Source organism: Nostoc sp., from assembly GCF_036917815.1.
In the GTDB taxonomy this organism is placed as follows: domain Bacteria; phylum Cyanobacteriota; class Cyanobacteriia; order Cyanobacteriales; family Nostocaceae; genus Nostoc.
This window is the reverse complement of the sequence record NZ_JBALEK010000100.1, coordinates 37,254-58,950: the sequence shown is the minus strand read 5'-3', so window position 1 is coordinate 58,950 and position 21,697 is coordinate 37,254. Positions and strand designations below refer to the sequence as shown.

The window sequence follows — 21,697 nt, the reverse complement described above, 5'->3', positions numbered from 1 at the left end:
ATGATCACTTTTACAGTCGATCCGGGACAAAACAGGATTGAACTGGTTGTACTGGGGATTGGGGATTAGGGATTGGGGATTGGGAAGATAGATAAGTATGTGTATTCAGACCCCAACCAGATATTTAAAAGAATTTCTTGCCCAGTATCCAATATCGACCTGTTGAAAATATTATGGGTAGCGCAGTAGTAAGGCAGATTTCTTATTTTCTACCAATGCCCAATGCCCAGTGCCCCACTTAATCGATCTAATTAATGATACTTATCCATGTCCAGGCAATTAGCACAGATGCGATCGCACCAATTAATGTATTAAAAATATTTACCACTTCATTGGTCAGCCAGGTATACTTAGATTGCAGTGTTGCCCCAATCACACTTTCTAGGTTGGTGGCAATAAATGCTGCCAGTACACACCAAGCGACTCCTAATAGATCAATTAAACCAACTCCCCAACCAACAAATGCGATCGCTACAGAAGCCACAATCCCAGCTAAAGTACCCTCCAAACTGATCGCCCCTTCTGTACCGCGAGGTACTGGTTGGAGTGTAGTAATCAAAAAGGTGCTTTTACCATAGGCTTTACCCACTTCGCTAGCGGTGGTGTCAGCCAGTTTGGTACTGAAACTCGCTACATAGCCTAGTAATAATAGGGACTGGGGATTGGGGACTAGGGATTGGGAACTAGGTACAATAAATCCCGAATTTATCAAGCCTACTCCTAAAGCACACAGCGCCCCAATTAAAGCCGAACCCCAAACATTTTCTGGACCTCTTGCGCCAGAACGCTTTTCGGCAATTCCTTCTGCCTCCTTCTGCGCCATGCCGATGCGGGTAACGCCAGAACCAACTAGAAAATAGAACATTACTACTGCATATCCTTGCCAGCCTAGAGTTACCCAAATTAAGATGGCCAGGAACCAGGCGTGAAATAATCCACCAGGGGTAAGTAGCTTTTTCGGCGCAATCCAAGCTAAACCCAATAAAATTGTGTTTAATCCTACTGCTAACAACCAGGGATTTACAGAATCAATTAAGGATGACATCAGCAATTAATCATGAGTAATTTTGTTTGAATATCAACAGAATAACGAATTTGTCATGCTTAGTGCTTAATTTCTGAAACCTCTCCAGCTAAAGTAATATTTCCACACAAGCTATGAGCCAAACTTTATTCCATCTGGCTTTCCCTGATCAAGAAAAGCCGTGCTAAGTAGTCAGACAAAATTAATTACACAAAAATTTGCTCTGAAATCCTTTGTCAGCCAAGGATTCGTAAATAAATAATATGTCATTAAACCCATTTTTTTGATAAATTCAAAATTCAAAATAAAGAAATGTAAGCTTAATAATCATTCTGGCTACTGACTGGATTTTTTAGCTTAATAGGCTCTGCTAAAGCTGCTGTGACTACCGCTAAACTCCTGGAGTCTGTCAGCATCCAAGGGTGTAGAGCAGCTGGTACTATTACTTCGCGTCCTACAGACATTTGTGAACTATTGGCTGGGACAATCATCAGATCATAAGGTGTCCAGATAGATGTAAAATCTAGCTGCCCCAATATTACAGCATCAGAATTTAAATCCTTGAGAAAAATGCTGTCGGGGCGCATTTGTACGCAACCAGGCCGCCGGGAAACATAAGCAACCACAGTTCCATGATGGGGCGAAGAAATTGTGATAAACCTCTGCACGCGGTTAATTCCTCCCAGTCGTTGAACATAATAACGGCTGACAATTCCTCCCATGCTGAAGCCAACTAAATCTAGGTGTTGTTCTGATCCAAAGGTAGGTGTAATATAATCAGCTACCTGCTTTGCCAACTCATCAAGACCCACATCACCATTATTTGGTAGTAAATTCAGGGTATGTACAGACAAACCTCGTTGTCTTAAGTACGCCCTCATTTTATCAAAAACTGCCTCTGTGTCGTCAATGCCGTGTATTAACAAAACGGGATTGCGTTGTTGATTTTCAATGTTCATGTATAAAATTTCGCTGAATTAATGGGTATATTTCACTTTTGTACGTAAATACTGCTCTACAAATCTACAAAGTGAAGCTGTTGCTTAAACTGAAATGCTTCGGAATAAAATTTGTATAAAATTTAACTTATTGCCATCGCTATCTGCCAATAGGCTATGACACTCCTTCTACTGGTTGAGAGTAAACTGTTTGCTTCATTTCAATTAAATATTTACCAAACAAATTAATGTTAATTTTTGTAAAGCTTGGTTTCAGAATCTTGCTCTTAGTTACAGTAAAATTTAATAATTAATTCTCGGTGTAGACAGGTTGCAAGTGCCTGCAAGAAAACATTTGCCCTGTAGTTTTACTACAATGTTGATTAAGCAGAAGCCTATAAGGGTTGTCACCAAAACGGGATGACGCAAAGCAGAAAATGTAACATTTTGTCGTAATTTTTAACAATTACGGTGGATTTCCAAATATAACAGGCAGGAGTAATTGTAATGGATTTTATCAAAAAGTTAATTTCAGGTATTCTGGGTTTCTTTGCTGGGCTGTTACCTGGGAAGAAGAAAAGCAATGGTTACTTCCTAGAATTGGAGGAAGCAACCAGTCAGTCGAAACCAGCAGCATCAAACGGTAAAAAAGCTCAGGAACCAGTTGCAATTGCAGCACCAGCAGCATCTGAGGCTGCTAAAGCTACCAAAGTTGCTAACAAGACCAAAGTAGAGGCTTCTCAGAATGGCAAAGCAGCCAAAGCTGAATCCGCTAAAGCAGCCGCCACCACAAAGACACCTACTGAAACCACCTTTGCACCAAAATATCTTGCTCCTTCGACTACTAGCTCTAATGGTCGTCGCCGTCCTGGAGCGAATATGAGTGCTTACCTAGATATGGCACGTCAGGTTAAAACGCCTAAATAATTGATAGAGATGTAAAATTTTGCATCTCTACAAATTAAACGTGAAGATGCAAGGTTAAGATAACTTTGCCAGTTGTAGATAGAGGAACTCTCCAAAGTAGAAAGTAGGAGCGATCGCTTAATTTTCTCCACTACAACTTCATCTTTTAGGGTTGAGGCTGTTTCATCTAAAACTACCCGTTCTACCCGACCTTTGTTGAGACTGAACTCAAAGACGATTTCACCACTGAAACTTGAAGGAAAGTTTAATTGTTGAAGATGTTGGATTAAGTCAGTAATTTCTATGTCACAAGCCGGTGACATTCTCCCTCAGGAGAGCTACGAACTAGAATTAAGAACCTCCGTTCTGAGTGCCATAAACAAGTCGGGTCATATCTAGCTAAAAACTACGATGTGATTGTACTTCCCACCTTTGAAACTTCCCAGATGGTGAGGCGGCGCGGTCTTGGGGGTTTCCCCCATCAGCGACCGCCGAACCCCTTTGGGGTTGTTAAAAAGAAACGGAAGTTAAAAAATCAGACGGCGAGAGCAATGATGACTTGGGCGTTCTATCAGTTCTCTCAAACCCTTGAACATTTGTGTAACCGCTACGGTTCCAAATTGGTGAGGATAACTGAAGAATATACATCAAAGACCTGTACTAAATGCGGTCACGTTCATAGAAAACTTGGTAGTTCTAAGAACTTTGTTTGCCCTAGTTGTGGTTATGAAATACCACGAGATTTTAATGGAGCCGTGGGGATTTTCCTCAAGGCAATGTGGGATACCACCTTCACTGAGTCAGTCGGTGATGTTGTACTGGATGTTCACGATATCTCAAATGTCGCAGAATGTCTTGGTTAAAAGTATCAGGTCTGGGTAGTTCACTTACGAATTATTTAACAAACACTAGTCCACTATATAGCTGAAAAGCTGAGTCCCAATTAGTCTGTTTCCTACGAAATACATGAATGTGAGACTTGATATGACCCAGCATTTCTGTTTGATCTAATGTTGTATCTGCAAAGGAGGTGAAATCTGACCAGATTTTGACTTGAGGTAGTTGCCGATCAATCCAACTCGATAAACCATTCCAATTAATTCTGATTGTATTTTGGTTAGCTTGGGGAATGATTTCTAAACCTTGCTGGAATTCATAGCCGTTATCATAAAGTCGGAGAATGCAACGTCTACCAGGTAGATGTAAATCACAAAACTGAGCATAGTCTTGTGTTTTAGTTTTCCATTCCAGTTGATGGTGGGCATCAACATCTACAACTTGTTCAAAAATAGGCAACAGTCCCACTACTCTTGCTGTGACTTCTGACCAGTCAAAGGTGAGAGAACCGAGTTGATTTGCCTGGTTGCGGCAAACAACAGTAGCTTGTGGGGTGGATTCTTGGAAATGTTTGACTTGATAAACTTGAATTTGCTGAATTTGAGCGATTGTTGCCCAAAAGCAAGGAATACCAGCCTGCTGTAGCTGTTTGCCATAAAATTTTAGTTCTCCTACTGGTCCAGTGCGATACAACCTCCAGCCACGACTTGGCAGGATTAGTCTTGCTGTATAGGGATCTAGCTGCATAATCTGGGCGAATTTTCGAGACGCTTCTGTTTTCATCTCGGTGTTGAGTGGCTCTAAAACTAGTACGCCAGCTTCGATGTTATTTGGTTGGGCTGTTGCTTGGGAAATGGCTCTTTGTCTTTCTTCTTGCTCGATTTCTTGTAGCCGTCGCAAACCTTGACGTGCGAGCGTCACTATCTTGGTATTCGTTGTATCTCGTAGTAGTTGCCGATAAATTTTTTCTGCATCTTGGCGCTTTTGGGATACTTCATGTAGCCGACCGAGATAATATTGTACCGAAGGATTTTCGGGCGATTCTTTTAGCAGCTGTTTGAGTAATTTAGCAGCTGTTTGATAGTCTTTATGCTCAAAGGCGATCGCAACTTGCTCAATCATCACTTAGTTTAAATACACTTTTGCGTGAGCTATAAATCATTTATACTTCACAACTTGCAGAAATCAGTGATAATGCTACGACTGGGGCTGTAACTGCTCTCAGGATGCGGCGACCAAGGGAAACTGGTTGAAATCCAACTGACTTCGCATTCTCAATTTCTGGTGTTGTCCATCCTCCCTCTGGCCCAGTAGCAATGACAATCTCACTAGATATGCTACTCAGCACTTTATTTAAATGGGGATACTCACCACGAGCCTCACAAATGTAACGGTGACTTGTCTGATTAGCGGTGACAGCAGTATTAAAAGTATCAGGTTCTAAAATTGTTGGCACAAAAGAGCGCTCCGATTGCTCGGCGGCTTCCGCAGCGATGCGTCGCCAGCGTTCGAGTTTTTGAGGACTAGGATCAAGCAAAGTGCGATCGCTCAATACTGGTACAATACAAGTCACTCCCAACTCTGTACAACACCGCACAACTTCATCAAATCCATTGCCTTTGGGTAACGCCACCATCAGCGTAATTGATACAGGTAATTCAGTTTCTACCAAAAGCGCTTCTAAAACCTGTGCTTGTTCCCCTGCAAGCTGTGCTAACCACCATTTTCCTCTACCATCCATTGCAATAAAGCGATCGCCTTCACGCAAGCGCAACACCCTCCCCAAATAATGTTGTTGTTCTTTGGTGAGTAAAATTTGCCCTTGCTGGAGTTGAGAGGGTGCGATCGCAATTCTTTGCAGTTGAGACATTTTTCTTAATAAATTATTGCCCTGCTGTAGACATCTGCTGTCTAACCCAGGTACGGAAAGCACGAGTTGCTGCTATTTGTCCAACTTTCTTGCTTTCTTGGATAAATCGGGGAATCTCTGTTACCAGTACAGGCGTAAAAGTTGGACTACTATTACTTTGCGAATATTGTCCACTATTAAGGGCGTAGATTCTCAAAACATTTCCGTTATATCGCCAGAATTCTGGGACTTCCATTGAAGCATAAAGAGCCAACTTGTCTATTTTGGGTCTGGAATATTCCACTTCCAGTACTATATCTGGTGGTGGATCTGTATTCAGGTCAATATTTTCTTTATTGCGGACTAATAATTCATTTTGGATATAGTAACTACTGTCCGGCTCGCCTCCTTGCTCCAAATCGTCCCGCGTCATCGTCAACGAGCCAGCGCTTTTAACTTCTAAACCAAATTCTTCACACAGCACAAGAACAAAACCTTCAATCAGACGATTTGAGTTCTCGTGTGGCATCAGAGGGGTCATAATTTCTACTATGCCGTTGTCATAAGCTAGCCTTTTATTTCGCTCAGATCCCATATCTGCCAGCATAGCTTTGAATGTCTGCCAGCTAATGTTTTGCAGCACATCCCTAGTTTCTGCAAATTTTGCTGTTGTTACCATAGTTCAGTTTTCCTCCCTTCTTGCTATTAAGATTAACTATTTATAGCGCTTCTGGGTTGAGTTCAATACAAACCTAACCCCCAGCCCCTTAAGAGCTAGCGTTGGGGAGTAATATTCAAAGCCTCTCTTCTTTTAGCCTATGGTGTAACACACAAGTCTTTTAGAGTTCTCCTACAGCATTTAGATCCCCCCTAACCCCCCTTTTTAAGGCAGGGCTGTTTCATTCCCTAAAAGGCTCTGATTTACAAGCGCTTCAAGCAGAAAATTCAGGTGAATAAAAAACCTGATTGGGCAAGAAAATCGCGTTTGCACTGAAATTTACTCGTTGAAGTGGTATCTTTTCAATGACCAAATCAAGCAAATTTCTGACTTATACTATTGACAAAATCTCTAAGAGATCGAATGAAACAGCCCTGCTTTTTAAGGGGGGAACAAGATTCAAAGTCCTCCAATTTACCGGGGGATTTAGGGGGATCTACGACGATTTTGGTTTTGTACAGACTTGTGTGTACACCGTAACCTTTTAGGAGAGAGTCATCATGATTAGGACTTACGCAAAAATCGCCAAAAAGCTTAATTTATCGAACCGCCTTCGCACTTTGCGTCTCGTAGAGAAGACGCCAAGAACGCCAAGAATCGTAGAGTGTGCGTAAGTCCTGATGATTTCATTATCTTTAATTTTTCGGCTTAGGAAAGATTCTGGAAGTAAGCCTCTAGTGCTTCAGTTACCAACTGAGTCATTGGCTTACCTTGACTTTCTGCTACTTCCTTCAACTTACTATAAACCTCTTCTTTCAAATTGACCCGATGGCGCGATTTGTTTGCACCATTGGCTGTTTGCGGTTCGTATGTAGCAGCAAATTCGCGGATGGCATCAAAACCAATGCGATCGCAAAAATCACCAAAGCTTTCCTTCGATTTCCGAGATTTCTTAAAGTAAACAAAAATCGGCTCTAAGAAGCTTTCTAAGTCATTATGGTGCAGCTTTTCTGTGTAAGGTTGTGCCAGTCGAGTCTGATTTGGCGAACCCCCTAACCATAATTGGTAAGATTCTGGAGCGCTACCAACAAAGGCCAATTCTGCCAAGTAGGGACGAGCGCAACCGTTAGGGCATCCTGTCATCCTTACCACAAAATGCTCTTTTTGTAAACCTATTTTATCTAACAAAGCGCGAACTCGTTCCAAAATCCCCGGTATTGCCCGTTCTGATTCGGTGATTGCCAAGCCGCAAGTGGGTAAAGCCGGACAAGCCATTGCATACCGCACCAAAGGTTCGATTTTACTAGGGTCATCTCCGACACCATGACGGCTGAGAATGTCTTGAATCGCTTCCTTGCTGTCTGGTTCGATATCGTAAAAAATCACGTTTTGGTTGGATGTCAGGCGGATGGGTAAGTTGAACTGCTCGACAATTTGCCGCAAAGCCGTTTTCAGTTGAAACGAACCTTCATCCTTGACTCGACCATTTTCGATGGAAATTCCTAAGAATAGCTTGCCATCACCTTGTTCATTCCAGCCGAGGAAGTCGTGATATTTAAACTCTGGTAGTGGTTTGAAGGGTGCAACTAGTTTGCCGAAATATTCTTCAACTTGGGCGCGGAATTTATCTACACCCCAATCGTTGATTAAATATTTTAATCTGGCATGACGACGATCGGTGCGATCGCCATAATCTCTCTGGGTTGCAACAATCGCTTTCACCACGTCGTAAACGTCATCTTTCGTTACATAACCGATGGGGTCTGCTAACCTAGCGAAAGTTTCTTCTTTACCGTGTGTTCTACCTAAACCACCACCAGCAAAAATATTAAATCCTTCTAGCTGTTTCTTTTGATTCGTAATTACTACCAATGTCAGGTCTTGGGAATACAAATCAACGGAATTATCCCCTGGCACCGTCACGCAAATTTTAAACTTGCGGGGCATATAGTACGTGCCATAAATCGGTTCTTCGTTGTCATGAATAATGGTGCCATTACCATTGCGCTGTCGCGCCGCCTTCACCTCTGGGTTCTCTTCACCACTAATTGCTTTTTCCCCATCTAACCAAATTTCGTAATAAGCGCCTGTTTGCGCTGAGAGCAAGTCAGCAATATTCTGGGCATACTCCCAAGCATACTGATACTCTGGGCGATTCTTAAAGGGGGCTGGTGGTGCCATCACGTTGCGGTTAATGTCGCCGCACGCTCCCAAAGTCGAACCCAAGTTGTTGACAATTGTGGCAATTGCTGATTTAAGATTCTTCTTTAAAATACCGTGTAGTTGGAAACCTTGACGGGTAGTTGCTCGTAACGTGTGATTGCCATACTCATCAGCTATTTTATCTAAAGCCAGATACAGCTGCGGCGGCACCAAACCACCCGGATTTTTTGTCCGCAGCATAAACTGGTAATCTTTTTCCTGTCCCTTGGTGCGGTTGTCGCGGTTATCCTGTTGGTAAGAACCGTGAAACTTCAAAAGCTGCACCGCATTTTCGGTAAAATGGGTAGTGTCTTCAAGGATCTCAGTTGCTACAGGTTCACGCAAAAAATTACTATTTTCCTTGATTCCTTCTACTTTGGAAGGCTTACGGCTAGCGATGGGGGAAGGAGCAGATTTAACCATTAGACTTGTATAGTATTCTCAATAAATCATTAGGTAGACAGCGAATCAGCACCCTTCGGCTACTTTATCCCCGGTAATTCAGTCGGAATGATGGGGAATATATTAATTTTACCACGGCAAAAGCCGGCTCTGTCAGTAATGTAACACTTAACGAAACCAGCTTTTTGGAGTAGTGAGTTTTGTTAGCGGATAGCTATGGTTGAGCCAGTGCTGAGTCCTGAGTACTTAAGTAAAGTATAGAATGACTGAGGACTCAATAATCTTTTATTTGAAGCGATAACCAATACCACCATTGATGGTAACAGCAGAAGCATCGCTATTTTGGTAAGCACCAAGTCCGACTTTGGCATTAGTGTAGACGAGGAAATTGTTAGCAACTTCCTCGTCTACACCAGCACCAATATAACTAACATCAGTACCCTTTTTGGTTTCAGCCGAAGCTTGACCAGCTGATAGAACCAGAGGAGCAACTATTAAGGAATATCGGGCAGAAATTGTCATGAAAGACTTGAGTAAGCGGTTCATAATTTTATCCAAACTTTGTATTTTTTACTTGTATATTCCCAGCCGAGAATAATGTAATAATGTTCCAAATGTTTCCCAGATTTGATTAAATAAATGTTCTGATTGATGCTTAATACTTACAGGCTAACTATCCCTGACAATAATAAGTAAGCTGTTATAATTACATTCAATGTCTTTTTATCTGGGTTCTTTGTTCCAAAAATAGACGCTTTGGAAACTGGCACAATATTTGCAACTAAAAATAAGTCGAGATATGGTAAATAAAATACCCGAATAACAATTTTTACCGAGCTTTTCACAGAGGATGAAAAAGTAGGCTGTAACATCTGTTGCAACAAGCTATAGAGGGAATCTATAAAGTTAATTTTGAGCAATTTTTGTGGAGATTGAATAATGCTAACCGCTACAAAAACGTTGTCTGGTTTGATGGGTTTATGTGTCGGTGATGCGTTGGGTGTGCCAGTGGAGTTTACTAGCCGTGCTGAACGAGCAAAATCTCCAGTGACAACAATGCTGGGTTATGGCACATGGAATCAACCACCAGGAACTTGGTCAGATGACAGTTCCTTAAGCTTTTGCTTGGCAGAATGCCTTTGTAGAGGGTATTCGTTAGATGCCATAGCTAATTCCTTCTGGCGCTGGTACAAGGAGGCTTACTGGACTCCCCGTGGCGATGTCTTTGATATTGGTCAAACTACTCATACAGCGATTATGCGCCTGAAACAGGGAGTTGTTCCCCATCAGGCGGGGGGTAAGGTTGAAAATAGTAATGGCAATGGTTCTTTAATGAGAATCTTGCCGATGGCTTATTGTCATAGAAACTTAACTTTAGGCGAATTGATTGCGCGGGTACATGATGTTTCGGCGATTACCCATGCTCATGCGCGATCGCAGATGGCCTGTGGCATTTATATTAGTATTGCAGTGGCGCTCTTAGAAGGGGCTGACCCTCAAACAGCTTATCTTCAAGGATTGCAAGATATCCAAACAATTTATTCTGTTAGGGAATTTTTGTTAGAGAAGCCGCATTTTGGTAGAGTTTTCAGTGGTGAGATTGGCAAAGTACCAGTAGAAGAGATTAATTCTGGTGGCTATGTGATTGATACCTTAGAATCGTCCCTGTGGTGTTTGTTAAATAGCTCGTCTTATTCTGAGGCGGTATTGAAAGCTGTGAATTTAGGCGGAGATACCGATACTACCGCCGCCGTCACCGGTGGGTTAGCGGGAATTTACTACGGTGTGGAAAATATTCCGAAACAATGGATGAACCAAATTGCTCGTAAACAAGACATTATCTACTTGGCAGAACGTTTTGGAAGGGCTGTTTACAGCTAGTTTGGAATTATAAATTATACCAAGCGTTTGATAAGCGGCTTTTTGCAAGTAAAATCAGTTGTAGAAAAGTTTCATGCTGGTTGAACAATGCTAACCGGTGCAAAAACGTTGTCTGGTTTGATGGGTTTATGTGTTGGTGATGCCTTGGGTGTGCCAGTGGAATTCACCAGCCGTGCTGAAAGAGTAAAATCCCCAGTTATATCTATGCTGGGTTATGGAACTTGGGATGTTCCTCCTGGTACATGGTCAGATGACAGTTCACTGACCTTTTGCTTGGCAGAATGTCTTTGTGAGGGATTTTCACTGGATGCGATTGCTAATTCCTTCTGGCGCTGGTATCACGAAAGTTACTGGACTGCTCAAGGCGAAGTATTTGATATCGGTAACACCACATTTTTAGCAATTGTCAACTGGAAACAAGGAACTCCACCCGTGAAAGCAGGTGGTACTAGTGAGAATAGTAATGGCAATGGTTCTTTAATGAGAATCTTGCCAATGGCTTATTGTCACAAAAGTTTAACTCTGGATGAATTGATTGCGCGGGTGCATGATGTTTCGGCCATTACCCATGCTCATGTGCGATCGCAGATGGCCTGTGGCATTTATATTAGTATTGCAGTGGCGCTCTTAGAAGGGGCTGACCCTCAAACAGCTTATCTTCAAGGATTGCAAGATATCCAAACAATTTATTCTGTTAGGGAATTTTTGTTAGAGAAGCCGCATTTTGGTAGAGTTTTCAGTGGTGAGATTGGCAAAGTACCAGTAGAAGAGATTAATTCTGGTGGCTATGTGATTGATACCTTAGAATCGTCCCTGTGGTGTTTGTTAAATAGCTCGTCTTATTCTGAGGCGGTATTGAAAGCTGTGAATTTAGGCGGAGATACCGATACTACCGCCGCCGTCACCGGTGGGTTAGCGGGAATTTACTACGGTGTGGAAAATATTCCGAAACAATGGATGAACCAAATTGCTCGTAAACAAGACATTATCTACTTGGCAGAACGTTTTGGAAGGGCTGTTTACAGCTAGTTTGGAATTATAAATTATACCAAGCGTTTGATAAGCGGCTTTTTGCAAGTAAAATCAGTTGTAGAAAAGTTTCATGCTGGTTGAACAATGCTAACCGGTGCAAAAACGTTGTCTGGTTTGATGGGTTTATGTGTTGGTGATGCCTTGGGTGTGCCAGTGGAATTCACCAGCCGCGCTGAAAGACTTGAAGGGAGTAGGGAGTAGGGAGTAGGGAGTGGAGACTAGGAAAGAAGCAGGGGAAGCAGGGGAAGAAGAACTAATGCCCAATGCCCCATGCCCCATGCCCCATTCTCAATCCTAAACCGTAGACAAAGAATAGACCTGACCATCAATTAACAGTCGTGTGATGCCCTTAGCTTGCAGATGAGTCCGAGCCTTATGGAGCATTTTACTATCAGGAACCTTAATCACGCGATCGCGCTTGGTAGAAAAACGTTTGGCGACGCGATGGTTATCAAACACTGGCAGAGTTCTTTGCTGAGTTTCCAGGCTGGGAATTTGCCCCAAGTCACCAAAATCCTTGAGAGGTCGAGTAATTAATTCCGAGGAACGGTCAATTACCAAATAGCAAGTTTTGGGCAAATTAGCTACCGACAGAGGTAAAACTTGAACTGACGCTTCACCTGGTCTGCGTTTTGTAACTAAAGGTCTTTCTTCATCCAGGTCATCGTCATCAAAGTCTTCTTCCTCAAAGTCGTCATCCTCTAAATCATCATCATCTAAATCATCCAAATCCTCTGATTCGTCGAGCAAATCTTCGCCGAGCATCTGCGCGATGACGGCTGCTCCTGGATGTTCAACTTTTAGGGGTGGGATGGAGATGCTGACTATTTCCGGTAGCTTTGGCTCTGGAGTTTCTAATTTCTCTGTGACTCGGAGCTTGGGTTTTTCCGCCGCCGAGGGACGACGCCGCACCCGTCTACTAGCAGCGAGTGATTCCGCCGTTTCCTCTGAGTAAAGTTCCTGCTCTACATGAATTATCCGACGTGGTATTGGCTCAACCTTTGGCACCTCCAAGGGTTGGCTTTCGCTGGGAGGAATGGGGAGAACTTGTATCTCCGGCTCAGGTTGAATCAGCAGGGGTAACTGCTCATAACTTACCTGTGCCCTTCCCTCAGGAGTTCTCGCAGCCCGCTTTAAAGAGACTAAGTATTCATACTCATCCTCTGGTAAAGTGCTTTTGAGCAAACGACTAATCGTTGAGTTACTCACACCATAGCGGTCTGCCAAAGTTGAGGTTGTTTCGGCAGTCTCTCGATATAACTTCAGAATTTCTTGCTTGTCAGAGTCGGTTAATTTTCTCACGGTAGATACCAAAAATCTTTACTAAGCTCGTTTCCGTCCACTGGTACGCCGCGTTCGTCTTAGTGATGCGTCATATTCTAAGGCAGCGCCCATACCAAATAACACTCCACTAAACACCCAAAACACTTCTAATATCTCCCCACTTTGATAATTGGGGCCTTGGGCGTATTTAAACCACATATCTGCAATGTAGAGCGAAAAGGCCGCTGCTGCAATCATTCGCCAAGATTGGGAAACTCTTCCCCCCCAAAAGGCTAACAGCAGAGTGGTAGCAATAATTAACAGAAGCACATCGCTAACTACGTAAAACCAGTTCAAGATAGCGACTAGCAGTTCTGTGGGTTTTTCTTGTTGCATAGAAATCCACCATGCCAACAAACTGCCGAACACTGCAATTGCTAATACAATTAGCCACTGCCATTTTTCCAGATTGATTCGCCTGGAAGCCACAGCTAAAAACATACCTGCGCCAAGTAACAGATAAGTCACTACAAAAAATATATCGCCTACAGACACATCCGGTTCATCTTTTAAAACTATTTCGGTATAGCCGAAAATTATCCCTCCAACGAAATAGGAAAGCATACCTAACCCAATTAAGAGCCAAACATTCCGGCCACTGACGATTTGTGGACTCAGCCAGTTCCTCAAGCATAAGATACTGGCAGCCAAATAAGCTAAAGCTTCAAAAATATTTGTACCAATCACATACCACTCGGCTCGACTTTCTACGCCATCTGCTCCGGGAACTTTGGCACTAAATAACAGAAAGTATAGCAGTGCCAGTACAGCCCAGGCAATATTAGCTAAGACAATGTTCTGAGTACTGAAAATTGATTTAGAAAGGAACGAATTCTCGTAAGAGTTATTCATAGGGCAAGACTTATGTAGATGCACTCTGGCAGTATTTTGAGTTAAAGGACTGTATATCTAGCAGTGTGTCTGTCAGGTAATACACAATCGGACACCAAAAGCAAGTGCCAGTGGCAGGAATTTTGTGAAAAAATTTCCATGCTACTGCCATAGTTTACCTAGTGGCGATTGATTTAGCCAAGTGATAAACAGCGATCGCTCGGCTTCTGGCATATCTTCTAGCTTATAAATCACTTGTTTGGTAAAATTGCCGTTACCAAAATAGGCTTTTCCTAATCGATGCAGTTCTTGTAACAGGATAACTACATGATTTTCTTGCCAATCAGGTATTTTGGCTGCCGGCAAAGGATTAGTAGATACCAAATATTTCACTGCTTCTAGGGAAGATGCTTGAGGAAATTGTTTCTGCTTTAACACCTCCGCAATATCTTTTTCAAATAATGCAACTTGCCTAGCACCTAAAAACTCTTCAATATCGATAGAAACACCTTGTAACAGCAAAATACTGGCTTGGATTAAAATCGCCGTTTTGCCATGACCACCTGTGTCACTATCCAGCTGCTCTAAACGGATTTTACCCCAGACGCTAAAGCGTTCCGGTTCCTCCAGCAAAACACAAGCTTTACCCCGGTTATCCGTTAATTCTCTCCATAAGGCTCTAGCTTCTTCTTCTTGACTAGCTTTGAAAACACTAATCAAGCGAAAAGTTTGCCCTTGATAACTGAGAATCGGCACTTGCTGATCCTTTTTTGGGTGCTGAATGCTTGATATTTCAACATCCTGCCGTTTGAGAATAAACATGGCACTAGCAAATAACTCCTCACAGGGGCACTCTTAATATCGAATATATAATGGCATTTGGCAGCATCGCCAAGGCTGAAATTACCTAGCATACTGTGAAAATGAGCCTAGCGATCGCTAGATTCTTCCCGAAGGTAGCCGCCCAGAGGACGTTAGCGCTAACGGGCAAATAACCCCTTGACAACACAATATATCTAAACCAATACCCCATCTGTTTCGTTTTCGGTGTAGATTGACTAACTAGCGACTAGCATCTTAGCCTTGCTAGTAGTAAATCTGCAATTTTTGATTGCTTGTTGGTAGGTGAAGACGATATAATAATGTAGGTGACTCCTTAAGGAGCCATTAATTTATGTTGGGCGCGTAGCTCAGTGGATAGAGCCACGGATTTCTAATCCGTTGGTCGCAGGTTCGAGCCCTGCCGCGCCCGTTTTAACTGAATATGAACCCTCAAGCGCCGTGAAGTGATATGATTATTTCTACATTTGAGGGTTCGTTATTGCTGCATCATACCAAGAACAAAGGCGATATTGCTGCGACCAAAGCGATGTCTGACGACAAGCCGCTTGGGCGTCTACGCTGATCTAACGCTTAAAGCGTATTTAGTCTTCACGAGCGAACAAAAGATTAGCTCGACTCAGGTTAATTCCACTCAAGTTAGCACCACTCAAATTGGCTCTACCCAATTCAGCACTACTCAAATCGGCTTCCCTCAAATCAACCCCACTAAAGTCTCTGTCTCCAGTAGCATATCGCTCCAACAACTCTTTAGCATCCATCACTCAACTTTTGCATTAACTAACATATAAAAATAACTCACTTAATCTCTGGCAAACCCATCACTCAATTGAACTTGTAATCACATCTTGAGTAAGGATATGAGTTGATGAACAATGAATATACTAAAGCGGTTTAAGTTGCTCTAAAAGTTTACCATCAAGATATTTTTGTTCTATAACATCCACCGAATTATCACACCATTTTGCAACTACAGCAGTAGGAACACCTTTTGTAATTTGCTCAGAGATGAAAGTATCACGACACGAATATGGTGTGGTTTGACGTTCTACTAATGGGTCTACAATTTTATCCCAAGCTCGACGTGAGAAGTTTCTATAATGTATTGATAATCCTTCCGGTGATGGGAATATTAAAGATTCCGGCTCAAGATGTTCTGGTTTGATTTTTAAAATTAATTCTTGTAGTCGTTGGTTACAGTTAAAAACCCGCTTTTTATTGTTCTTAGAGCCATTAACCCTCACCCTTTCACCATTTCCCACCTGAACTAATGCGCCTTCAAAGGTAATTTGAGAACAATCAGGTGTAATATGCTTCCATTGCAAACCGATAGCTTCTGATGGTCGGCATCCTGTTAAAAACAAAAACTCCACAAATGCTGAGTAATAACTAATTGAAATTTCTGCTATCTTCCATTTGGGTATCATTTGTATATTCTACTAGCATGATACCCATTTGATACCCAAAATTTTGGATTCATAGCCAAATCATAGTCAAAATATCAACCAAGGGACTCAGTTTTCTCAGCTTCAAATCCCTATGTAAAGCTGAAACCCCTAATTTTACGTTGATTATTTTATCAATTTAAAAAGCCCGTGACGAGGATTGAACTCGTGACCTCACCCTTACCAAGGGTGTGCTCTACCACTGAGCCACACGGGCAAAATACAACTTTGATTTTTCAGCTAGAAGTTACAATGCTGGGAGTTTTGATGCTAACCCAGTCATTATAACCTATAACTTCGTAAGTGGTGGGCCGGGCTGGATTTGAACCAGCGTAGGCGCAAGCCAACGGATTTACAGTCCGTCTCCATTAACCACTCGGACACCGACCCGCTTTGTCTCACGATTTAAAATCTTAGCACCACCTTTTATAAATAGCAAGTGATTAGAAAAAATAACTTGCAGGTAGAGATCGCAACAAAACTGCGTCTCTACCATCTAGATAAAAAATACTGGTTACACGCTCATCTCCAGCATTCGTTGCATTGGTCGCAGTGCAGCCAGCCGAATATCCTCTGACATGGTAATTTCGGGAGTGCGATTTTTCATTGCCCAGTAGAGCTTTTCTAGGGTGTTTAACCGCATAAAGGGACATTCGTTACAAGCGCAGTTATTCATCGGTGGTGCAGGGATGAAGTGCTTGTCAGGAGCTAGTTTTTGCATTTGGTGAATGATTCCCGGCTCCGTAGCAACGATAAATTCTTTCGTGGCGCTGCTTTGACAATACTTGAGTAAAGCGGCTGTGGAGCCAATAAAGCTGGCGTGACGCAATACACTACTTTCACATTCTGGGTGGGCGATCGCCTCTGCTTCGGGATGGGCAATTTTTAACTGGACAATTTTCTTTTCCGAAAAGGTTTCATGGACAACACAGCTACCTTGCCATAGCACCAAATCTCGTCCAGTCTGTTCCATCACATACCGCCCCAAATTTCGATCTGGGGCAAAAATAATCGGCTGTTCTTTCGGTATCTGCTGCACAATTTTCACAGCGTTGGAACTGGTGCAAATAATATCGCTCATCGCCTTGATATCAGCAGAGCAGTTGATGTAAGATACCACCAGATGATCTGGGTGCGCGGCTTTAAAAGCAGCAAACTCGTCTGCTGGACAACTGTCTGCTAAAGAACAACCAGCATTTAAATCTGGTAAAAGTACTAATTTATCGGGATTAAGTATCTTTGCTGTTTCTGCCATGAAGTGAACACCAGCAAAGACAATCACATCCGCATTGGTTTTTTCGGCGGCTCTTGCCAGTTGTAATGAATCCCCAATAAAGTCGGCAATATCCTGAATATCTGGCTCTTGATAATAATGTGCCAGGATAACTGCGTTGAGTTCTTTTTTGAGACACTCAATGGCGGCAAACAATAAGAGTGGTAGTTCACCCAGTTGGGTTTTTTCTCGTTGAGCTAATGCAGTGGTAAACACAGTTTAGGGGTGCTTTATGTTGCAAATATATGTCCTGTGGATTCAATTATAGTAGTTTTTACCAAAAATAGTGGACGGTTGATATTTTGGGGTTGTGTCCAAATCGGGCTGAGTTTCATATCCTGGAGATAGACGGCAAGGAAAGTGGCATGACCAGTCAGAAAACTCAATCGATAAACCTCAAAATTGCTGTAGTTGGAGATATTCACGACCAATGGGAAGTGGAAGATGGCGTTGCACTCAAGCATTTGGGTGTTGACTTAGTGCTGTTTGTCGGGGATTTTGGCAACGAGTCGGTGGAAGTGGTCAGAGCGATCGCATCCCTCGATATTCCCAAAGCAGCCGTAATGGGCAACCACGATGCTTGGTACACCGCCACCGAATGGGGACGCAAAAAGGCTCCTTATGACCGCTCTAAGGAAGACTGGGTACAGGAACAACTCGATTTATTAGGCCCGTCCCATGTCGGTTACGGTAAGTTGGATTTTCCCGCTTGGAATTTAACTGTCGTGGGGGGTCGTCCCTTTACCTGGGGTGGACCAGAGTGGAAATTCGCGGAAATCTGTCAAGAACGTTACGGTGTGACGAGTTTGGAAGAATCCGCCGATCGCATTGTGAAAGCGATCAAAAGCGCTGCTTACGAGACGATTATATTTTTGGGTCACAATGGGCCGAGTGGTTTAGGCGATCGCCCCGAAGACCCCTGCGGCAAAGACTGGCACCCAATTGGCGGCGACTTTGGCGATCCAGATTTTGGCGAGGCGATTTCTCATGCCTTGACTGCTGGTAAAACCATTCCTCTGGTCACATTTGGTCACATGCACCGAGATTTACGCCATACCAAGAAGGTGCAGCGCAAACCCATCTTTAGAAGTCCAGAGGGGACAATTTACTTAAATGCGGCTAGTGTCCCCAGGATTGTGGAAAATGGCAGCGAGAAGTTACGTAATTTTTCCATTGTCACGATAGAGGCGGGTGTGGTTTCGCAAGTTTCCCTAGTTTGGGTGGGGAATGAGTTTCAGGTGGCGGAGGAGGAAATTTTGTATGAGCGATCGCGGATTGTGTCGTAGACATTCGCATCCAGTAGTGCAATCTGCGTAGATAATAGGGTATAGTATGATCTGTCAAGTTTAGTGCTAACCAACAAAAGCGCCTGAATAGCGTCTGAAACTAGGATCGGCACAAGTTTGACAGATTTACTGGAGAGGTGGCAGAGTGGTCGATTGCGTCCGACTTGAAATCGGATGAGGCTAAAACCTCCGGGAGTTCGAATCTCCCCCTCTCCGTTGAATGAATGTTGTTATCAAGTACTACAGCTGTTTTGCATCTACAATATATCCAAATTGATGCACAAACAGTATTTGGTTAACTACTGATGAAAAATCTAAACATTAAAGAAGAAGCTCACAAATTGATTGACAAGTTGCCAGAAAATTCCACATGGGATGATTTGATGTACCAAATTTATGTTCGACAAACTGTTGAAGCTGGACTAGGGGATAGCAAAGCTAGTAATGTTATTTCTGTACAAGAAGTGCGGAAAATTTTTTGACTACCAGAGTGAAAGTTTACAATATTACTCTCCTCTCATCCATCGTCTTCTTGCATATTCATGTGCTAAATCTTCGTATTGGAAGCGAAAATTTTTGACACTTAGTGTTGCTTGTATAGACCGTAGGTCATGATCGAACAACCAATAAGTTAAATAGCCTTCAAACAAAATATCGAACAAAGTTATTACACTTCCTGGTGGCATTGAAACGTAACGTTGAATATAATCAATGGCATTTTTATCATCAGTCATAGCCTTACCACCGAGACGTTTTGCTACGACAAAACAAGATAACTCTGCATCGCTTGCTTGTTTTGATTTAGGAATATTTGCCATTTCTACAAGGTCATCAATCTCCAAAGGATAAGGGTATATTTCACCGCTACCTACCAAATTTAAAAAATAGTCACGGCTATCCGGGTGTCCTTTTTCAAATTCTAACTGTACATATATTGTAGTAATAACAGGATAACTAAGCTCTTTAAGAAGATAAAAACGTTGTATATACATTAAGTGAATAATCGCACAGGTATCAATAGCAATATTACATTTCACAGTGCAACCACCTTTAAAAATGTTCTAAAATCATTTAATATTTCGTATCCTTGCTCCAGTGGTAATGACAACATTTCTAATAGCTTGAGGGGACAAGAAGAATAACCATGCCCCATGCCCAATTCCCAATTCCCAATCCAATTGTTACCAATTACCACTTTATGACTCTGAGGATTGTACCAATTGACACGAAACAATGAGGCTAATGAATGCCAAGATCAAAAAAAGATGCCCCAAGGATATTGAAAGTACTATGCCAGAATTACACCAATCAATTGCCCAGCATTATCACGAACGGACTAAATACAATCCTGAGACTCTCGCCTCCAAAAGTCAACGGTTAGATTGGACTAAACAGCCAGTGCCCTTTAAAGAGTACAAAATTGGCTCTAGTTTTGATCTCAAACCCTATATCCAAGAAAAACCAGAGGCTTATGCTAATAATCCAGATGCTCAATGGTGGCAAAGACTCTCGCGGCTGTTGTTTCGCAGCTATGGATTGACGGCAAAAATGCCTTCTATGGGTAGTGCGGTGTATTTACGCGCTGCTCCCAGTGCTGGGGGATTATACCCGGCTGAGGTGTATGTGGTTTCCCGTGGCACGTCGTTATTGCCCCCAGGTCTGTATAATTACCAGTGTCGGACTCATTCTCTGATGCATTATTGGGAAAGTGATGTTTGGCAAACTCTGCAAACAGCTTGTTTCTGGCATCCTTCTTTAGAGAATACCCAATTGGCAATTATTGTGACTGCGGTATTCTATCGTTCTGCGTGGCGCTATGAAGATCGGGCTTACCGTCGAATTTTTCTGGATACGGGACACCTGTTGGGCAATATCGAATTGGCTGGTGCGATTACTGACTATCGCCCTCACTTAATTGGCGGCTTTGTGGATGAATCGGTTAACAATCTGCTTTATGTCGATCCTACACAAGAAGGTGCGATCGCTGTCTTACCTTTGGCAGACTTGTTAGATGTTAATCAAAATTTGCCATTGGGATGTACTGCTTTACCTTCTGCTACTGAAACTAGTTATCCTCAAATCCCTGATGGCGAACTACTGACATATTTCCATCAACACACCCAAATCCAATCAGGTACAACTGGCAATCTGAATCTACCAACTATTAAACAAGAAAAATCTTTGGAGGATAAATATAATTTTCCTTTCTGTTTAAAAATTCCCACCAACACTGCACCTATAGACTGGGGAAAAAAGCTGTCAGAACTAGAAATCACTATGTACAAGCGACGCTCTACCCGCGCTTACAATGGTGATGAATTAACTTTCGATGAATTGAAAAGTTTGCTCGATTTTACTTACCAACCGCAAAATTACATCGACCAAAGTTTAGATATTTCTCCAGATTACTTTGATCTGAATTTAATCGAAACATTCATTGCTGTTTGCGGAGTCCAAGGATTAGAGGCGGGTTGTTACTATTACGCACCTAAAGCCCAAGAATTACGCCAAATTCGGTTTAAAAACTTTCGCCGAGAGTTACATTTTCTCTGTTTGGGACAAGAATTAGGGCGGGATGCAGCTGCGGTGTTATTTCATACAGCTGATCTGAAAGCTGCGATCGCTCAATATGGCGATCGCGTTTACCGTTACTTACATCTGGATGCCGGTCATTTGGGACAGCGCTTGAATCTAGCCGCAATGCATCTAAATGTAGGCGTTAGTGGTATCGGTGGATTCTTTGATGATCAAGTAAATGAAGTTTTAGGCATTCCTGCTGATGAAGCTGTTTTATATATCACTACATTGGGACGACCAAGATGAAAATAATCCCAGAGGTGTGGAGAATGCAGAGAGTTTATTTCTGTGTCCTTTACGTCTCTGTACAAGTGATCTTTGCTTAGTGTAAACTATCAGACATATTTTACACTGCAAGATTCCCATGAAGATTGAACCGACATATACCTCTAT

22 protein-coding genes, 4 tRNA genes and 1 pseudogene are annotated in these 21,697 nt (G+C 42.5%); 10 read left to right on the top strand and 17 right to left on the bottom strand.

Annotated elements, in window-relative coordinates; translation table 11 throughout:
* Positions 1-247 precede the first annotated feature (247 nt).
* Positions 248-1,045, bottom strand: coding sequence for a TIGR00297 family protein (locus V7K97_RS30080; RefSeq protein ID WP_334804631.1), 798 nt, complete (start codon positions 1,043-1,045; stop codon positions 248-250).
* 299 nt (positions 1,046-1,344) lie between these two features.
* On the bottom strand, positions 1,345-1,983 hold the full coding sequence (locus V7K97_RS30075) for an esterase/lipase family protein (protein ID WP_334804630.1): 639 nt from the start codon (positions 1,981-1,983) through the stop codon (positions 1,345-1,347).
* Positions 1,984-2,469: 486 nt separating this feature from the next.
* Here V7K97_RS30075 and V7K97_RS30070 point away from each other — a divergent pair, with 486 nt between their 5' ends.
* Positions 2,470-2,889, top strand: a complete 420-nt coding sequence (locus V7K97_RS30070) for a hypothetical protein (protein ID WP_334804629.1) — start codon at positions 2,470-2,472, stop codon at positions 2,887-2,889.
* Here the strand turns inward: V7K97_RS30070 and V7K97_RS30065 are convergent.
* On the bottom strand, positions 2,868-3,191 hold the full coding sequence (locus V7K97_RS30065; RefSeq protein WP_334804628.1) for an after-VIT domain-containing protein: 324 nt from the start codon (positions 3,189-3,191) through the stop codon (positions 2,868-2,870). The two genes, V7K97_RS30070 and V7K97_RS30065, sit on opposite strands and share 22 nt — an antisense overlap.
* 90 nt (positions 3,192-3,281) lie before the next feature.
* Between V7K97_RS30065 and V7K97_RS30060 the strand changes: the two genes are divergently transcribed.
* Positions 3,282-3,731 (top strand): transposase, encoded by a 450-nt coding sequence (locus tag V7K97_RS30060; protein ID WP_334804627.1) that lies wholly within the window; start codon positions 3,282-3,284, stop codon positions 3,729-3,731.
* A gap of 31 nt (positions 3,732-3,762) precedes the next feature.
* Here the strand turns inward: V7K97_RS30060 and V7K97_RS30055 are convergent, their stop codons facing one another.
* The 5 genes from V7K97_RS30055 to V7K97_RS30035 form a co-directional block, all read right to left on the bottom strand.
* Positions 3,763-4,827, bottom strand: coding sequence for a tetratricopeptide repeat protein (locus V7K97_RS30055; RefSeq protein ID WP_334804626.1), 1,065 nt, complete (start codon positions 4,825-4,827; stop codon positions 3,763-3,765).
* A 40-nt stretch (positions 4,828-4,867) separates the two neighbouring features.
* The gene (locus V7K97_RS30050) at positions 4,868-5,575 is read right to left on the bottom strand and encodes a 16S rRNA (uracil(1498)-N(3))-methyltransferase (RefSeq protein ID WP_334804625.1); all 708 of its coding nucleotides are present in this window, start codon (positions 5,573-5,575) and stop codon (positions 4,868-4,870) included.
* 13 nt (positions 5,576-5,588) lie between these two features.
* Positions 5,589-6,233, bottom strand: coding sequence for a Uma2 family endonuclease (locus V7K97_RS30045; RefSeq protein ID WP_334804624.1), 645 nt, complete (start codon positions 6,231-6,233; stop codon positions 5,589-5,591).
* A gap of 687 nt (positions 6,234-6,920) precedes the next feature.
* The gene (gene sir, locus V7K97_RS30040) at positions 6,921-8,837 is read right to left on the bottom strand and encodes a sulfite reductase, ferredoxin dependent (RefSeq protein ID WP_334804623.1); all 1,917 of its coding nucleotides are present in this window, start codon (positions 8,835-8,837) and stop codon (positions 6,921-6,923) included.
* Positions 8,838-9,101: 264 nt separating this feature from the next.
* The gene (locus V7K97_RS30035; protein ID WP_334804622.1) at positions 9,102-9,362 is read right to left on the bottom strand and encodes a hypothetical protein; all 261 of its coding nucleotides are present in this window, start codon (positions 9,360-9,362) and stop codon (positions 9,102-9,104) included.
* A 393-nt stretch (positions 9,363-9,755) separates the two neighbouring features.
* Between V7K97_RS30035 and V7K97_RS30030 the strand changes: the two genes are divergently transcribed.
* The 3 genes and pseudogenes from V7K97_RS30030 to V7K97_RS30020 form a co-directional block, all read left to right on the top strand.
* Complete coding sequence (locus V7K97_RS30030; protein ID WP_334804621.1) at positions 9,756-10,697, top strand: ADP-ribosylglycohydrolase family protein; 942 nt, start codon at positions 9,756-9,758, stop codon at positions 10,695-10,697.
* Between the two features lie 87 nt (positions 10,698-10,784).
* A complete protein-coding gene (locus V7K97_RS30025) occupies positions 10,785-11,726 on the top strand; it encodes an ADP-ribosylglycohydrolase family protein (RefSeq protein ID WP_334804620.1) in 942 nt (313 codons plus the stop codon).
* 87 nt (positions 11,727-11,813) lie between these two features.
* A pseudogene (locus V7K97_RS30020) lies at positions 11,814-11,915 on the top strand (ADP-ribosylglycohydrolase family protein); the annotation flags it as partial.
* 108 nt (positions 11,916-12,023) lie between these two features.
* Here the strand turns inward: V7K97_RS30020 and V7K97_RS30015 are convergent.
* The 3 genes from V7K97_RS30015 to V7K97_RS30005 all read right to left on the bottom strand — a co-directional run bounded on the left by V7K97_RS30015 (position 12,024) and on the right by V7K97_RS30005 (position 14,705).
* Entirely contained in the window at positions 12,024-13,031 is a 1,008-nt protein-coding gene (locus V7K97_RS30015) for a transposase (RefSeq protein WP_334804763.1), read from the bottom strand.
* A 21-nt stretch (positions 13,032-13,052) separates the two neighbouring features.
* A complete protein-coding gene (locus V7K97_RS30010) occupies positions 13,053-13,904 on the bottom strand; it encodes a hypothetical protein (protein ID WP_334804619.1) in 852 nt (283 codons plus the stop codon).
* Positions 13,905-14,045: 141 nt separating this feature from the next.
* Positions 14,046-14,705: an Npun_F0813 family protein gene (locus tag V7K97_RS30005; protein ID WP_334804618.1), complete on the bottom strand. Its 660-nt coding sequence runs from the start codon at positions 14,703-14,705 to the stop codon at positions 14,046-14,048.
* Positions 14,706-15,062: 357 nt separating this feature from the next.
* Here V7K97_RS30005 and V7K97_RS30000 point away from each other — a divergent pair.
* Positions 15,063-15,135 (top strand) — tRNA-Arg (locus tag V7K97_RS30000).
* Positions 15,136-15,307: 172 nt separating this feature from the next.
* Here V7K97_RS30000 and V7K97_RS29995 read toward each other — a convergent pair.
* The 5 genes from V7K97_RS29995 to nadA all read right to left on the bottom strand — a co-directional run bounded on the left by V7K97_RS29995 (position 15,308) and on the right by nadA (position 17,657).
* A complete protein-coding gene (locus tag V7K97_RS29995) occupies positions 15,308-15,484 on the bottom strand; it encodes a pentapeptide repeat-containing protein (RefSeq protein WP_334804617.1) in 177 nt (58 codons plus the stop codon).
* A gap of 123 nt (positions 15,485-15,607) precedes the next feature.
* The gene (locus V7K97_RS29990) at positions 15,608-16,150 is read right to left on the bottom strand and encodes a tyrosine-type recombinase/integrase (RefSeq protein ID WP_334804616.1); all 543 of its coding nucleotides are present in this window, start codon (positions 16,148-16,150) and stop codon (positions 15,608-15,610) included.
* A gap of 163 nt (positions 16,151-16,313) precedes the next feature.
* A tRNA-Thr gene (locus V7K97_RS29985) sits at positions 16,314-16,385 on the bottom strand.
* Positions 16,386-16,472: 87 nt separating this feature from the next.
* Positions 16,473-16,558: transfer RNA gene (locus tag V7K97_RS29980), tRNA-Tyr, on the bottom strand.
* 124 nt (positions 16,559-16,682) lie between these two features.
* Positions 16,683-17,657, bottom strand: coding sequence for a quinolinate synthase NadA (nadA, locus tag V7K97_RS29975; protein WP_334804615.1), 975 nt, complete (start codon positions 17,655-17,657; stop codon positions 16,683-16,685).
* A gap of 149 nt (positions 17,658-17,806) precedes the next feature.
* On the opposite strand from nadA, the gene V7K97_RS29970 reads away from it, so the two are divergent.
* From V7K97_RS29970 to V7K97_RS29960, 3 genes are all read left to right on the top strand, one after another.
* The gene (locus tag V7K97_RS29970) at positions 17,807-18,727 is read left to right on the top strand and encodes a TIGR04168 family protein (protein WP_334804614.1); all 921 of its coding nucleotides are present in this window, start codon (positions 17,807-17,809) and stop codon (positions 18,725-18,727) included.
* Positions 18,728-18,858: 131 nt separating this feature from the next.
* Positions 18,859-18,943, top strand: a tRNA-Ser gene (locus tag V7K97_RS29965).
* Between the two features lie 89 nt (positions 18,944-19,032).
* Positions 19,033-19,209, top strand: a complete 177-nt coding sequence (locus tag V7K97_RS29960) for a hypothetical protein (protein WP_334804613.1) — start codon at positions 19,033-19,035, stop codon at positions 19,207-19,209.
* 24 nt (positions 19,210-19,233) lie between these two features.
* Here V7K97_RS29960 and V7K97_RS29955 read toward each other — a convergent pair whose 3' ends face one another.
* On the bottom strand, positions 19,234-19,764 hold the full coding sequence (locus V7K97_RS29955) for a hypothetical protein (protein ID WP_334804612.1): 531 nt from the start codon (positions 19,762-19,764) through the stop codon (positions 19,234-19,236).
* 253 nt (positions 19,765-20,017) lie between these two features.
* Here V7K97_RS29955 and V7K97_RS29950 point away from each other — a divergent pair, with 253 nt between their 5' ends.
* Positions 20,018-21,550, top strand: a complete 1,533-nt coding sequence (locus V7K97_RS29950; RefSeq protein WP_334804611.1) for a SagB/ThcOx family dehydrogenase — start codon at positions 20,018-20,020, stop codon at positions 21,548-21,550.
* The last annotated feature ends 147 nt before the right edge of the window (positions 21,551-21,697 follow it).